The sequence below is a fragment of the Paraburkholderia sp. CI3 genome (genome assembly GCF_050436505.1).
GTDB lineage: Bacteria > Pseudomonadota > Gammaproteobacteria > Burkholderiales > Burkholderiaceae > Paraburkholderia > Paraburkholderia tuberum.
This window is the reverse complement of the sequence record NZ_JBNDMI010000003.1, coordinates 1,739,816-1,752,139: the sequence shown is the minus strand read 5'-3', so window position 1 is coordinate 1,752,139 and position 12,324 is coordinate 1,739,816. Positions and strand designations below refer to the sequence as shown.

Sequence of the window (12,324 nt, the reverse complement as noted above, 5' to 3'; positions counted from 1 at the left end):
AACCGGCAGTTGCTCAAGGAAAGATTTTTCGCGCTCACCACAATATTCGCGCTCCTGAAACGTCTTCAGGCGCATGGAACCGCCACCCACCTCGCACCCGATGACCGACCGAGACAGCGACATCACCGCGACCGTGGTGCGTGAGCGCACGAGGCTCGTCAATTTTATCCGGCGTCGAATACGCGACCCGGATGATGCCGAGGACATCCTGCAGGATGTGTTCCACGAATTCGTGCAGGCTTACCGGCTTCCCGCTCCGATCGAACAGGCGAGCGCGTGGCTATTTCGTGCGGCGCGCAATCGCATCATCGATCGTTTTCGCAAGAAGAAGGAGCAACCGCTGACCGATCTGTCGGAGGCCGAGGACGACGCCAGCGGTGAGTATCGCCTCGACCTCACGTTACCGGCGCACGATGCAGGCCCCGAAGCGCTTTACGCTCGCGCTGTATTGCTCAAGGCCTTGCAGGATGCGCTCGACGAGTTGCCGCCGAATCAACGTGAGGTATTTATCGCGCACGAGCTGGAGGGGCGGCCCTTCAAAGACATGGCGGCGGAAAGCGGCGTCGCGCTCAATACGCTGCTCGCGCGCAAACGCTACGCGGTCTTGCATTTGCGCGCCCGACTGCAGGCCATTTATGACGAACTGGATATATAGAGGAGTCGAGGGATGAAGTTTCGAATCAGATGTGTGGGCAAAGCGCTGCTGGTGGTGGTCGCCATAGCCGTGCTCGGATGGGTGGTCATGACGCTATGGAATTGGGTGATTCCGGCGCTATTCGTTGGCGCCCGTGCGATCGACTTCGCGCATGCGTTGGGCTTGCTGGTTTTGAGCCGCATCCTGTTTGGCGGATTCCGCGGACACGGCGGCTGGCGCGAACGGCGTCACTGGCGCAAATGGGAAGCGATGACGCCCGAAGAACGGGAGCATTTCCAGACGGCATGGCGATCGGGCCGCGACCGGCGCGCGGGAGATTGAACATGCGCGAGAAATCAACGTACGACTGCAAACAGAAGCCGGGCGTGATTGCGCCAGTCGTCGACCTGAAACGTTGCGAAGGCAAGGGCGATTGCCTGGAGGTCTGCCCTGAGAATGTGTTTGAGATCCGGCGCATCGATGACGTCGATTATCTCAGCCTCGATTTGATGCACCGCCTCAAGCTACGCGTGCATGGAATGAAAGTCGCCTACACACCGAACGCGTACGCCTGCCGGTCGTGCGGTCTTTGTGTGACGGCGTGCCCTGAACGCGCGATCAAGCTCGCCAGAACGGCATAGCGTTACGCGTTTTAAGAACAGCGCAGGCCGCCTGGCGCAGTGGTCAGTATTATCGATCTCCTCAAGGAGCGCACATGGCTTCATCAACCACGGATCTTCTGCGACAGCTTCACGAACAGAGCCAGACAGAAGTGATAGCCCGCGCACAGGCGCAATTTCAGGGATCGAGCGAGGAGTTTCTGACTCTCGCGGAGGAATACGAAACGCTCGTACCTCGACTCCGTGGACGGTTTCTCGAAACGCTCGGGCTATCGAGCGAAGATTTCGAATCCTCGCAAGGCACTCCTCTATCGTTAGCCGTGTCAGCGGAAACGGGACGGTTCTTACGCAACATGGTGCTTTCGCACAGACCAGCTCGAATCCTCGAGCTCGGCAGTTCCTGCGGCGTGTCCACGCTGTATTTCGCCGAGGCCCTTCGCACGTTAGGCAGTGGGACGGTTGTAGCGACTGAACTCGATGCTGTTAAGTGCGCACAACTTCGGGCCCACGTCAGAACGGCGGGCGTAGACGCTTATGTTGACCTGCGGGAGGGCGACGTCTTCCAGACCGTTTCCGAACTGGACGGCACTTTCGACATGGTGTTTATCGACGTCTGGGCCAACACCTATCTGAATCTGTTCAAGCAGATTGAGCGCCTGCTACGCCCGGGATCTATCGTTCTCGCCGACAACATGTACACCGCCGAGGACGCCGTTCGGCCATACAAGCACTACCTCGACGGCGATCCGCGCTTTTCGACCACGACGCTGGACTTTGAATCAGGGGTCGAATTTACAGTCGTCGTGTCATAGGCTGACGAAGAGTGGACGCCGTCCAGAATCCGGTTCATGTGCCATTCAATCTGGAAGGTTCGGCGATGCGATGTCTTGTCGACCATCCGGGGCGGATGCGCTAAATGTCATAGCAACTCCTCGTTAAGTCCGGACAGCACGATGGCGGAATGGCCTGCGCTGCGCCTGTGGACAGACTGCGCGCAAGTCGTGCTGCCCCCGCCGACCTACGCATTCCCACGCAGGGCCCCCGGGGCCGCAGGCGGCGTATCAGCCATCCGACCTGCTGCGGCGCCCGCTGTCCGGCGTGACCGGGTCGTCGAGCGCGTCGACGAGCGTGCGCCGCCCCGCGTCGAGGAGTTCGTCCGCGAAGGCCGGATCGGCGCCTGCGATCGCACGCGACAGCACGAGCGCCCCGACCATCTGACTGAACGCTGCAATCGCATCGCGACGGGTTTGTTCCGTCGTCGCGCCTTCCGTGGCGATCATGGCTGCAAGCCGGTCGAGATATGCGGCGAGGCCGCGCGCGTAGGACGCACGCGCCGCGTCGGTCATCCGCGGAGCGTCGCCAGCGAAGCCGGACAGCGGGCACCCTGCTTCGACGTTGTCGCGGTGCGAGGCGGACAGGTAGCGTGCCGCCTGCTTCCCCAGGCTGCCGCCGTTTGGCGAATCCGCGTAGTCTTGCATCGCCTTTTCCATGACCGCGCTGACCAGCGCATCCTTCGACTTGAAGTGGTTGTAGAAGCCGCCCTGGCTAAAACCGGCTTCCTTCATCAACTCCGTCAGCCCCACGGCATCGACTCCGCGTACCCGGAACAGCCGCTCGGCGGCCGCGACAATCGCGCTGCGGTTCTCGGCGGCCTGCTGTCGTGACACCCCCATCGATTTCTCCCTTATACAAGCGATCGCGTCGATTAAAAAACACAATGTCGATCATCATTGACATGCCGTAATTACGTCGACACAATGCGCCGTAAGACGATGGTGATCGACATTGTCACGAGTGTAGCCGACTTTCGCGCACAACGCGAAGCAACGCCGGCGTGGCACGGATGGCAGTCCAAGTTCATCGCGGTTCTTTGATGCCGGCGGGCGGTGGACGTTGGCGCCGTTCGGCGGCGCAACGGTTCGGTACGCAAGGGCGGGTTTGTTTTCTCCGGATTTCACGCGCGCTGCGAACCGGCGCCCATGCGATTCATCATGCGAAAGGATGAGATATGAAGATCGAAGGTGCTGTTGTTTTCGTGACGGGTGCGAACCGCGGGCTTGGCCTCGAGTTCGCGAAGCAGGCGCTCGAAAGAGGAGCGCGCAAGGTCTATGCGGGCGCGCGCGAGCCGGCCAGCGTAACGCTGCCGGGCGTCGTGCCCGTGAAGCTTGACGTGACCGATCCGGCGGCCGTGGCCGCTGCCGCCGACGCGGCGGGCGACGTCACGCTTCTGATCAACAACGCGGGCATCGCGCGGCTCGGCAGTCTGACGGACGACGGCGCACTCGACGCGTTACGCGATCACTTCGACACCAACGTGTTCGGGATGCTGTCGATGTCGCAGGCGTTCGCGGGCCACCTTGCCGGCAACGGCGGCGGCGCGATCCTGAACGTTCTGTCTGTTGCGAGCTGGATAAACCGGCCGATTCTCGCGGCTTATGGCGTGTCGAAGTCGGCCGCGTGGGCGGTGACCAACGGCCTGCGTCACTCGCTGCGCGAGCAGCACACGCAGGTGGTCGGGCTGCATGCCGGTTTTATCGATACGGATCTGACGCGCGGGCTGGAAGTGCCGAAGGCGACGCCGGCCGACGTCGTGCGTCAGGCATACGACGCGATCGAGGCAGGGGCGGAGGAAGTGTCCACCGACGAGTTCACGCGGCAGGTGAAGGCCGGGTTGTCGGCAGGCGTCTATCTCGACGCTCCGGCGCCGCACTGAAGGCGCCGGAGCGCCCGCTCGTCGCGCGCGGGCATCTGGACGGAAAAGCAGGTCGCGGGCTGGAAGGAGGTGACCTCTGCGGTTCACGCAGCCGGCGGTCTGATCGTCTCCCAGCTCTGGCACGTCGGGCGAGTCTCCGATCCCATCTTCCACGCCGGGGATATGCGCCACGAATGGCCGGTAGTGGCCGCGCGCTGCCCCATGCATGAGGGACCGTTTCCCGTGGCACGTAAAGCGGCGATCTGCGGCAGGCGACCCGGAGCGCCCAGCCATCGCTACAAAAAGCGGACGCATGACGCACGTGATCAAACTGGAGTTGCTCCAATGCAGCTATCCGTATGCGTATTTCAAGTACCTGCAGCACGGATTGCCCGCACGGCCTGTTAGCGTCCCAGGCTCACTCGCCTGGTGGCAAGGAAGCCTCAACCGCGGACCGCCACAGTTACCACAATGAGAGCCGAGAAGATCAACGCCGGGGCGAGATGCCGGAACGGTTCCCGATTTCGTAGCAACGTGAAGAGCGCACCGATCATGATCGCACCGGCCAGCGTTAGGCCTAAGACTCTGGTTTGTCGTCCAGCAAGAAGTGCCGCACTCAACAACTCGAGAGCGCCACAGAGCCACTGAAACCATGCCGGATAACCCCAGCGCGCGAAGTCGCGCTTCACCGCGCCGGGTCTTGCGAGATTGACCACCCCAGCAACCGCGAACAGAACCGCTACGATCGTCGCGAGGATCGATTCTAAAGACGCACTGTTCCACGCCATCGTCATGCTCCTTTGATTTGCTGAAAGTGTTTTTGTGCAGAGAGGTCCGCAATCAGGCCGGGGCCATGGGGCTCCCACGCGAAAACTCGGCGGGCATGCTGGCCGCTTACTGTCTGGTCGAGCGCCAGTGCGTCAGCGAACAGTCCAAGCGATTTGCGAGCATCGTCGAGCGACCAGAGTTCGACGCGATCGGCGCCGACCGAGGCGCGAATCGCTTCACCCATTTCGGCAACGGCAACGGCATCTTCCGCGACCACGTTGAAGATCTGTCCCGTGACCCGACCGTCCCCGCTTGCCGCCTGCTCCACCGCGCTCAGGTAAGCCGTGGCGAGATCGTCGACATGAACGGCAGGCCAGTGATCGCGACCATCGCCGACGACCCTCACACTGCCGGTCTGACGGACCATCCCGGCAAGCATGCCGAAGACGCCACCGCCGTAGCCGTGCACCATCCCCGGCCTCAGAATCACTGCGGCAATCGAGCGGCTCGCCGCTAGCGCCCGCACATGTTGCTCCACTGCGGGCCGCCAGGCGATGAGTGGTGTCGGGTTCAGCGCCGAAGCTTCAGTCGCGGGCTCCCCCTCCGTATTGCCGTAGACCCAGGTGCCCGACGTATAGACAAACGCCGCGCCCGGCTGCAAATGCGAAAGCATCGCTACAGCCGCAGCCTCATCAACGGCACCGGCGGAAGCATCATTGGTCGACGCCATGTGCACCACGCCCTCGGCGGCCCCGGCGGTCGCAGCGAAAGTCTGTGGCTCACGCAGGTCGCCGGAATGCAGTCTCACGCCGAGATCTGCCAGCGCGTTGGCAGCAGCCGACCTGTCCTGGCGCACCAGCGCCGTCACCTGATGGCCGCGGCTGATCGCCTTGCGCGCGACCGCTTGCCCGATGTAGCCAGTACCACCTGTCATGAACAGTTCCATAGCGCTCTCCTCGATGATTGCCTGCGAAGTTGATAAGTCACACGAACGAGACTTGCCGGTCTCGTTTTGACAAATCTAAACGAGACTGACCAGTCTTGTCAACTACTCGGCGATCTGTTATTTATCTGGGATGAACACACCCTCTCTCCCCGACCTGAGCCCGCTGCAACGCCGTAAGCGGTCCGCCATCCTCGAAGGCGCGAGAACCGTTTTTTTAAGCCAAGGTTTCGGCCTGGCAACAATGGACGATGTCGCCGCGGCCGCTGGCGTCGGCAAACAGACGGTCTACCGCCACTTCAAGTCGAAGGAGGCGCTCTTCGTTGGTCTGGTGAGCTCGATGTGCGCTCAGGTGGGTGGACTTCTTGCCGGGGCTCAGGACGAGCAATCCGATGGATCACCCGAAGTCGAGTTGCACGAGTTGGGGTGGTTGGTGGCACGAAGCCTTATCGTGCCGGATTACCTGCGGCTTTACCGGGCCATCGTCGCTGAGGCCGAGCGTCTTCCGGAACTCGGCCAAGTGTTTTACGAAAATGGCGCAAAGGTCGTGCGTGCCTTCGCGGCAAAAATTCTGCGAAAGCGATTTGACGAATCGACTGCTGTATTGCGGGCAGCGACATTCGTTCAGTTGGTGCTAGGCGACGCGTATCTGGAACTGTCAATTGGCTACACGGTGCCCGATGTTGAAGCGCGCTTTGCGCTGCAGATTGACGAGGCGGTGTCGGCTGCACTTCGCTAAAATGGGCCAACCCTGTCAGTTTTCCGCGTAGCGACACTCCACATCAGTTCATTTTGACGCCGCAACCAGACTAAGCGCGTATGCTGGGAATACCACCTTGTCACGCAACGTACCAGGAGCAACACCATGGCCAAGAGTCAATTGCGCAGCACTCGCGAAGCGAAAAAGCCCAAGCAACCCGCGAAGCCGTCAGTGCCGGCGAAGCCGTTCAGCACGGTTCGTTCGCGGGTTGCGAACGAAGGTGTCGCCAAGAAGAAGACGTAAATCGGTTGGCCGCGGACACGCGGCACAGCGATCCCATGCAACTTGTAACGTTCACCGCAGTAAATTGATATCTCCACATTGAAGGCGCAAACCGCTTCGGGAGGCGCATCATGATCCATCACCACTCGGACCCCACTTTTCGTGGGCTTCCGCTCACGGCCGAGCAAGACTCGGAAATTCGTCACTACCTGAACAGGAAGGCCAAGCTGGGCAAGCCATGGAATACTCCCGAGCTGCGCGGGATGCTTGAGGACATGCTGCTGCCACCAAGTACCGAAGACGACAGCGAGAGCGATATCCCGGGCGACGCGTCGAGCGCCGCTGAGCGCGCAGCCGCGTTCGTCGATCAGGACATGGAACCAATCGAGGCGTATGAGGAATTGCATGCCGCGATGGAAGCCGAAAGCATGAAAGGCGATCCGCACTAGCGGGAGCGCGCCGCGCAGGTAGTGAGCGTGCAACCCGGTCCATCTGAGGCGTAGAACGAAGGACGACACATGGCACTCAGTTTTTCCAACCCCAGCCGCAGCTATGATGGGATCAGGCATGGCGTGTGGTTCTGGGGATACGACAAAGCACGCGAGATTACCTTCTTTGTGGAAGACCGCGTACTGAAGCATTTCGACTCCGCCCTCGGTACTGACGAAGCCGAGGTGCTGGCCTCCTTCGACCGGAATCGCAATGAGATCCTGAAGGTCGCCATGACCCTCTATGCCGAGGGGCCGCAGACTCTCTACACGCTGCACTAAAGAAGCCTGGGCAGGCCGCGAGCGACACACCCGCCGCATCGGGCGCGCAGGCATCCGCCGAGGATCATCACGAAATCCGCTGCGCTCGAGGCCGCATCGGCGCGCGTTCGCGTCAATGCCGTCGCGCCCGGTCCCACCGACACCGGCGACGATCGTCGAGTCGATCTGCGGAGACCCACTGCTGCCGGTCGAGCCGTACGAGGTTCAACGGCAGGTATCAAGGGTTGAGCCGTCGCAGGTTACAACGTACGGAGACAACGTCAGTTTAAGAGCGAATCCGTGGTCTCTGACTATCATGCCGGGGCCTCAGACACATAGATTTGAACGCGGTTTCGACCTTCGGCCTTGGCACTGTATAAGGCGGCATCGGCGCGCTTCTGCGTCAGCACCAGATCGGCTTCGCCCTCCCTGTAGGCCGCGATACCGATACTTACGGTCTGTGAGATTGTCTGACCGGCTTCGAGCAGGATCGGTGTGTTCTGGACAGTGATACGGATGCGCTCGGCGACTGCCTGAGCCTGTTCCAATGGGGAATCCAGTAAGATCGCGGCGAACTCTTCTCCGCCAAGCCGCGCGGCAAGATCAGTCTCGCGCAATACCCCTTCGAATAGCCGCGCTACCACCTGCAGAACCCGATCTCCAGCGGCATGGCCGTAGCTGTCGTTCACCCGCTTGAAAAAGTCCAGATCGAGTGCGAGAACCGTCAGATGACAGCTTTGTTGCCGGGCATGCGCGACAGCTTTTTGCGCAGCCTTCTCGAAAAACCGGCGGTTCGCGAGTCCGGTCAGCACGTCGAAGTCGGCCTCAGTTCGCAATTGCTTGAGCAATTGGTGCTGATGGGTGACATCGACGAGGGTGACCAACAGCGTCCCGGATGCGGTTTCTCTCGCAACACTCTCAAGCTGGGTGCAACGCAGGAGCATGTGCCGCGTTCCGTCACGCGCAAGCATGGGAACGCCCTCATCCATAGGGGTCGTGCACATCTCCGGCCAGTTCGCTGCATCGACAAGGAGTCTGGGAAACGGTTGTCCTGCACCGGCTACTGCGCCGAATTCAGCAAGCAGCGCTTCATTCGCAAGAAGGATCTTTTGTGTGTCAAGGTCCACTACGGCGACCGGCGTCGGCATGTGCTGGACGATGGTCGACACTGTGCCCGCAAACCTCTGGACCCGCTCATGCAGTTGGCGCTCGCGGTTGATAAGCCACATGCCACCCGCCAGCATTATGAGCATGACGGCAGTCGCGCCCCACGTTGATGTAAAGGCTCGTCCAGAGGCTCGCGCGGTAATCGGTCATCCTATAGCCGACAACCAGCGTCCAGTAATCGGGTGTCAGTCCTGTCGCGATCTTGCGGGTCGATACCAGGCGGTCGATGCCGACCCGCGAATGCACATATTCCGTTGTGGCCGTCGGTCCGGCTCGCGCCGTACCTTCATCTGCCACAAACTGCCCAACCGAAACCATTGGGGACTGTCGAGCCCTCACGACAACGCGATTTTCGTGATCCCGTAAAAGCACAGCGGTGCCGGGCGCCAGGTTCACGCCATCGAGCAGAAGTTGTTGGAAGGTGACGACCATGATGATGATCGCATCGAGTTCGGCGTTTCGATTCTGGTGTCCCTTCGCGACCACCAGCGCGCCACGCTCTCCCCAGCCGACGGGGACGAGAAACGCCGCTGACGGGTTAGCACGAACCCGCGCTAAAAACGGGCCCACTCGTGGCACAGCGTTGATGATTCCGGGACTGGAACCGGCGAGCAGGTGCCCATCTGACGCATCGAACACGCCGACTAGCACGCGCCTCAGGGGATTCCCGAAAACGTCGGTCAGGCTAACCAGTGCGGCGTCCGTAAGCGTGCCCGTCTCGAGTAGATTCCCCATTGCGGTCGTCATCGCATTCACGTCACGAAACTGGTCCGCAATACGTCCGGCGATCAGGTCAGTCTGCACATCCAGCCGCTGTGCCGCCAGTGCGTCGCTTGCACGAAAGTCATGCCATGACTGCCACGCGTTCATCACGATATCGAACGCCACCAGCAGTGCCAGGACAGGTAACGCCCGCCGAAGCCATGACTTGTCCGTGACATGGTCGACCGACCAGTGAATTGCCGTGCTAAGTGAACGCTTCATGATTCTCACCCTTCGGCGCGAATCCCATCGTACATAGTAGGACGTCCGGACTTACAGGAGAAGGATTGAAGTCGGTCGCACGCCTTTCGCAATCGATGCCGCGTGACCTATCCTATGAGGAAAGAATTCGGAGTTCCGGGCCATGCGATTGAAAAGTCACCTGTCCGATTTCCCGCTTCTGCTGAGCATGCGTGCGCCAGTCCAGTACAGCCAGTGGAACTAACGGCGGGGCCAACCGTGAAAACTCCCGCACACTCCACGTCCGCCAAAGAGCAATCAAGGTGGTATTTGCCGGTACGAATCAAATTCGCGCTGTCGCTCATTCTCGCGACGATGTGGAGTGTGCTCTCTTTCTATTTGGGTCAGCGCTGGCTGGCAGACATGAGTCACCTCTTTGGCACAGCTTGGGCATACCTGATTCTTTTCGGCATTGCGATTTTGCCCGGTTTCATGAATGCCTTCCTGCTCTCGAGTCTGCTGATGGATCGCCGGCCGGTGTTGCGCGAAGCGAATGAACCGCTACCCGGCATCAGCATGCTCGTCGCAGCGTACAACGAGGAGGCCAGTATCGCGCAAACGATCGAAAGTATCGCGCAGCAGGCATATCCTGGCGAGCTGCAGGTGATTGTGGTCAATGACGGCTCCTCTGACGGCACGGCTGCCGAGCTCGATCGCTTGCCCTATCCGTGGCTCGAAGTTATCCACCTTCCCAGCAATATCGGCAAGGCGGGCGCGCTCAACGAGGGCTTGAAGCAGGTGCGTCACAAGCTGACGATAACGGTGGACGGCGACTCCTACCTGTATCGCCATGCGCTGGAGAACCTCACGCGCCGCTACTTGAGCGATCCGCCGAATACGAAGGCCGTTGCGGGCGCCGTGCTGGTGCGCAATTCGCGGACCAATCTGGTCACGCAGATCCAGGAGTGGGACTACTTCCATGGCATCGCTGCCATCAAGCGGGTGCAGAGTCTCTATCAGGGGACGCTGGTCGCGCAGGGGGCTTTCTCCGTTTACGACACTGAAGTGCTACGTCACGTCGGTGGCTGGCCTCACTCGGTCGGCGAGGACATCGTGCTTACATGGGCGATCCTGAAAGCGGGGTATCGCGTTGGCTTTGCCGAAAACGCCTGCTTGTTCACCAATGCGCCAACCACGATGCGGCAGTTCATCCGTCAGCGTCAGCGGTGGTCACGCGGACTGATCGAGGCGTTCAAGGAACATTGGCAGATGCTGTTCGAGCTGCGCATGACGACGGTGTTCATCTGGTGGAATCTGTTGTTCCCGTACATGGATGTGGTCTACACGCTCGCTTTTGTACCAGGCATGGTGCTGGCGCTGTTTGGCATCTACTGGATCGCGGGGCCGATGACACTGCTCGTTCTCCCAATGGCGCTCATCATCAACGGAATCATGTACCGCATCCAGTCCGGCATGTTCGCCGAGCAGGACCTGAAAGTGCGCCGAAACTGGCTCGGCTTCATCTGCTATAGCCTGTTCTACGGGCTGGTTCTGCAGCCCGCCTGCGTGGTCGGGTATGTGCAGGAGTTCGTGATGCGCACCAAGCGCTGGGGCACGAAATAACCTGAACACGAAAAAAAGAGGAATTTCTTGATGCATGTACCTCGCTGCGCGGACGGCCTCGCGCTCCGGCACGTTCTCGCTATCGCCGGCTCACTCGCGCTCAGCGCGCCCGTGCCCGCGCACGCCCAATCTCATGACGGGCCAGGTAAGTATGGCGCACCGATTGGGGATGTCTTCTACAGCAACGACAGCGACCACTTCGAGGAAGAGCGCGGAAACCTCGGCTATCTGTTCGCCAACGGATGGGGGCTGGGCGCGAGCATCACGCATTACAGCGCGCCCGGTTGGTCAGCCACGGGGAGCGGTGCATATGGTCTGTACTACCAGCATGATGCAAAGCAGACAGTGGATGGGCGGCTTGGCGTGATGGACACAGATGGTCACACGACAGTGACGGGTACATTGGACTACATGCGGCACATCACTGCCGACACAGGGCTGGGCGTGAGCGCGGGGCGGGACGTCGTCGACTCGATACCTGGAATCGAGAAAGGCCTGACCTACAACAGCCTGCTGCTCGTGTTCGATCATCAGTTCACGTCGCGGTTTAACGTCGGAGTCGCGGCTGGTGCGCTGCGGTTCTCAGATGACAATACGCGTCCCATCTTACGCACACGATGGAACTATGAGGTTGCGGCGAACAGCGGGCTTAACGCATACATCAAGACTCGGACCTATTACAACAGCAATCCCGACCAGGGCAACTACTTCTCTCCGCGCTGGCTGAATGAGGCTTCGGGCGGTATCTCGTGGCGGACCGCGATCGGCGACAAGGTCGTCTTTTTCGTGAACGCTGACGCCGGGCGCCAGAATCTCCCGGACGCAGCAAGCAACATCTGGAGTGTACGTGGCGGCCTGCAGAACCACCGCAGCCGGACCGTGCAGTGGCAAGTCGCCGTCGAAACGACCAACAACCGCGCGTCCGGCTTCGCGGTCGGCGGCTCGTCGTATCGCTACACAAGCGTCACGGGCCGCTTGCTGATTCCACTCAACTGAGCGTGCGCAGCGCTGCGGCAAAGCTTGGCCTGACCAGAGGGAGCCAGACCGTAAGCGCGGGCTGGCCTGCAAGCGCTCACCCGCCGCTAACGTGTCGATTATCGACCGGTTGAATCCGCCGATTCAACCAGTCGTTCGTGCTGTTACCGCGACAAGACTGATCTTCTGTTTCGTGTCGCATGTGTACTAGGAAAACTGGATGACATTG

The 12,324-nt window shown here is 60.7% G+C and carries 16 protein-coding genes and 2 pseudogenes; 13 read left to right on the top strand and 5 right to left on the bottom strand.

What is annotated here, in order from left to right:
* Positions 1–73: 73 nt before the first annotated feature.
* From OKW29_RS16740 to OKW29_RS16725, 4 genes are all read left to right on the top strand, one after another.
* Positions 74–655: an RNA polymerase sigma factor gene (locus OKW29_RS16740; protein WP_429291820.1), complete on the top strand. Its 582-nt coding sequence runs from the start codon at positions 74–76 to the stop codon at positions 653–655.
* 12 nt (positions 656–667) lie between these two features.
* Positions 668–976, top strand: a complete 309-nt coding sequence (locus tag OKW29_RS16735; RefSeq protein ID WP_184070297.1) for a hypothetical protein — start codon at positions 668–670, stop codon at positions 974–976.
* A 2-nt stretch (positions 977–978) separates the two neighbouring features.
* Positions 979–1,275, top strand: a complete 297-nt coding sequence (locus OKW29_RS16730) for a 4Fe-4S dicluster domain-containing protein (protein WP_184030156.1) — start codon at positions 979–981, stop codon at positions 1,273–1,275.
* Between the two features lie 74 nt (positions 1,276–1,349).
* Complete coding sequence (locus OKW29_RS16725) at positions 1,350–2,066, top strand: O-methyltransferase (protein ID WP_429291819.1); 717 nt, start codon at positions 1,350–1,352, stop codon at positions 2,064–2,066.
* A gap of 249 nt (positions 2,067–2,315) precedes the next feature.
* Here OKW29_RS16725 and OKW29_RS16720 read toward each other — a convergent pair whose 3' ends face one another.
* Positions 2,316–2,927 (bottom strand): TetR family transcriptional regulator, encoded by a 612-nt coding sequence (locus tag OKW29_RS16720; RefSeq protein WP_429291818.1) that lies wholly within the window; start codon positions 2,925–2,927, stop codon positions 2,316–2,318.
* Between the two features lie 335 nt (positions 2,928–3,262).
* Between OKW29_RS16720 and OKW29_RS16715 the strand changes: the two genes are divergently transcribed.
* Positions 3,263–3,967, top strand: coding sequence for an SDR family oxidoreductase (locus OKW29_RS16715; RefSeq protein WP_429291817.1), 705 nt, complete (start codon positions 3,263–3,265; stop codon positions 3,965–3,967).
* A 30-nt stretch (positions 3,968–3,997) separates the two neighbouring features.
* Positions 3,998–4,132, top strand: a pseudogene (locus OKW29_RS16710) (alkene reductase); the annotation flags it as partial.
* 257 nt (positions 4,133–4,389) lie between these two features.
* Here OKW29_RS16710 and OKW29_RS16705 read toward each other — a convergent pair.
* Both OKW29_RS16705 and OKW29_RS16700 read right to left on the bottom strand, forming a co-directional pair.
* Positions 4,390–4,734, bottom strand: coding sequence for a DoxX family protein (locus tag OKW29_RS16705; RefSeq protein WP_260330441.1), 345 nt, complete (start codon positions 4,732–4,734; stop codon positions 4,390–4,392).
* A 2-nt stretch (positions 4,735–4,736) separates the two neighbouring features.
* Positions 4,737–5,660, bottom strand: a complete 924-nt coding sequence (locus OKW29_RS16700; RefSeq protein WP_429291816.1) for an NAD-dependent epimerase/dehydratase family protein — start codon at positions 5,658–5,660, stop codon at positions 4,737–4,739.
* A gap of 130 nt (positions 5,661–5,790) precedes the next feature.
* Here OKW29_RS16700 and OKW29_RS16695 point away from each other — a divergent pair, with 130 nt between their 5' ends.
* The 5 genes and pseudogenes from OKW29_RS16695 to OKW29_RS16675 all read left to right on the top strand — a co-directional run.
* Entirely contained in the window at positions 5,791–6,396 is a 606-nt protein-coding gene (locus tag OKW29_RS16695; RefSeq protein WP_187611643.1) for a TetR/AcrR family transcriptional regulator, read from the top strand.
* Positions 6,397–6,522: 126 nt separating this feature from the next.
* A complete protein-coding gene (locus OKW29_RS16690) occupies positions 6,523–6,660 on the top strand; it encodes a hypothetical protein (protein ID WP_184061502.1) in 138 nt (45 codons plus the stop codon).
* 110 nt (positions 6,661–6,770) lie between these two features.
* Positions 6,771–7,088, top strand: coding sequence for a hypothetical protein (locus OKW29_RS16685; RefSeq protein WP_090807765.1), 318 nt, complete (start codon positions 6,771–6,773; stop codon positions 7,086–7,088).
* Positions 7,089–7,157: 69 nt separating this feature from the next.
* Positions 7,158–7,409 (top strand): DUF1488 domain-containing protein, encoded by a 252-nt coding sequence (locus tag OKW29_RS16680; protein ID WP_018425166.1) that lies wholly within the window; start codon positions 7,158–7,160, stop codon positions 7,407–7,409.
* Between the two features lie 66 nt (positions 7,410–7,475).
* Positions 7,476–7,556, top strand: a pseudogene (locus OKW29_RS16675) (SDR family oxidoreductase); the annotation flags it as partial.
* 146 nt (positions 7,557–7,702) lie between these two features.
* Here OKW29_RS16675 and OKW29_RS16670 read toward each other — a convergent pair.
* Positions 7,703–8,617: a diguanylate cyclase gene (locus OKW29_RS16670; RefSeq protein WP_429291815.1), complete on the bottom strand. Its 915-nt coding sequence runs from the start codon at positions 8,615–8,617 to the stop codon at positions 7,703–7,705.
* Positions 8,583–9,539 (bottom strand): hypothetical protein, encoded by a 957-nt coding sequence (locus tag OKW29_RS16665; protein WP_429291814.1) that lies wholly within the window; start codon positions 9,537–9,539, stop codon positions 8,583–8,585. The genes OKW29_RS16670 and OKW29_RS16665 overlap by 35 nt, the downstream gene beginning before the upstream one ends.
* 102 nt (positions 9,540–9,641) lie before the next feature.
* On the opposite strand from OKW29_RS16665, the gene OKW29_RS16660 reads away from it, so the two are divergent.
* Both OKW29_RS16660 and OKW29_RS16655 read left to right on the top strand, forming a co-directional pair.
* Positions 9,642–11,120, top strand: a complete 1,479-nt coding sequence (locus tag OKW29_RS16660) for a glycosyltransferase (RefSeq protein ID WP_429291813.1) — start codon at positions 9,642–9,644, stop codon at positions 11,118–11,120.
* Positions 11,121–11,231: 111 nt separating this feature from the next.
* Positions 11,232–12,116, top strand: a complete 885-nt coding sequence (locus OKW29_RS16655) for a hypothetical protein (RefSeq protein ID WP_429291812.1) — start codon at positions 11,232–11,234, stop codon at positions 12,114–12,116.
* Positions 12,117–12,324: the final 208 nt, after the last annotated feature.

Excerpts from the sequence above, each read along its gene's own strand:
- OKW29_RS16740 (WP_429291820.1), top strand. The coding sequence starts at position 74 with ATGGAACCGCCACCCACCTCGCACCCGATGACCGACCGAGACAGCGAC.
- OKW29_RS16690 (WP_184061502.1), top strand. The coding sequence starts at position 6,523 with ATGGCCAAGAGTCAATTGCGCAGCACTCGCGAAGCGAAAAAGCCCAAG.
- OKW29_RS16700 (WP_429291816.1), bottom strand. The coding sequence starts at position 5,660 with ATGGAACTGTTCATGACAGGTGGTACTGGCTACATCGGGCAAGCGGTC.
- OKW29_RS16670 (WP_429291815.1), bottom strand. The coding sequence starts at position 8,617 with ATGTGGCTTATCAACCGCGAGCGCCAACTGCATGAGCGGGTCCAGAGG.
- OKW29_RS16680 (WP_018425166.1), top strand. The coding sequence starts at position 7,158 with ATGGCACTCAGTTTTTCCAACCCCAGCCGCAGCTATGATGGGATCAGG.
- OKW29_RS16720 (WP_429291818.1), bottom strand. The coding sequence starts at position 2,927 with ATGGGGGTGTCACGACAGCAGGCCGCCGAGAACCGCAGCGCGATTGTC.
- OKW29_RS16705 (WP_260330441.1), bottom strand. The coding sequence starts at position 4,734 with ATGGCGTGGAACAGTGCGTCTTTAGAATCGATCCTCGCGACGATCGTA.
- OKW29_RS16685 (WP_090807765.1), top strand. The coding sequence starts at position 6,771 with ATGATCCATCACCACTCGGACCCCACTTTTCGTGGGCTTCCGCTCACG.
- OKW29_RS16695 (WP_187611643.1), top strand. The coding sequence starts at position 5,791 with ATGAACACACCCTCTCTCCCCGACCTGAGCCCGCTGCAACGCCGTAAG.
- OKW29_RS16725 (WP_429291819.1), top strand. The coding sequence starts at position 1,350 with ATGGCTTCATCAACCACGGATCTTCTGCGACAGCTTCACGAACAGAGC.
- OKW29_RS16730 (WP_184030156.1), top strand. The coding sequence starts at position 979 with ATGCGCGAGAAATCAACGTACGACTGCAAACAGAAGCCGGGCGTGATT.
- OKW29_RS16715 (WP_429291817.1), top strand. The coding sequence starts at position 3,263 with ATGAAGATCGAAGGTGCTGTTGTTTTCGTGACGGGTGCGAACCGCGGG.
- OKW29_RS16665 (WP_429291814.1), bottom strand. The coding sequence starts at position 9,539 with ATGAAGCGTTCACTTAGCACGGCAATTCACTGGTCGGTCGACCATGTC.
- OKW29_RS16735 (WP_184070297.1), top strand. The coding sequence starts at position 668 with ATGAAGTTTCGAATCAGATGTGTGGGCAAAGCGCTGCTGGTGGTGGTC.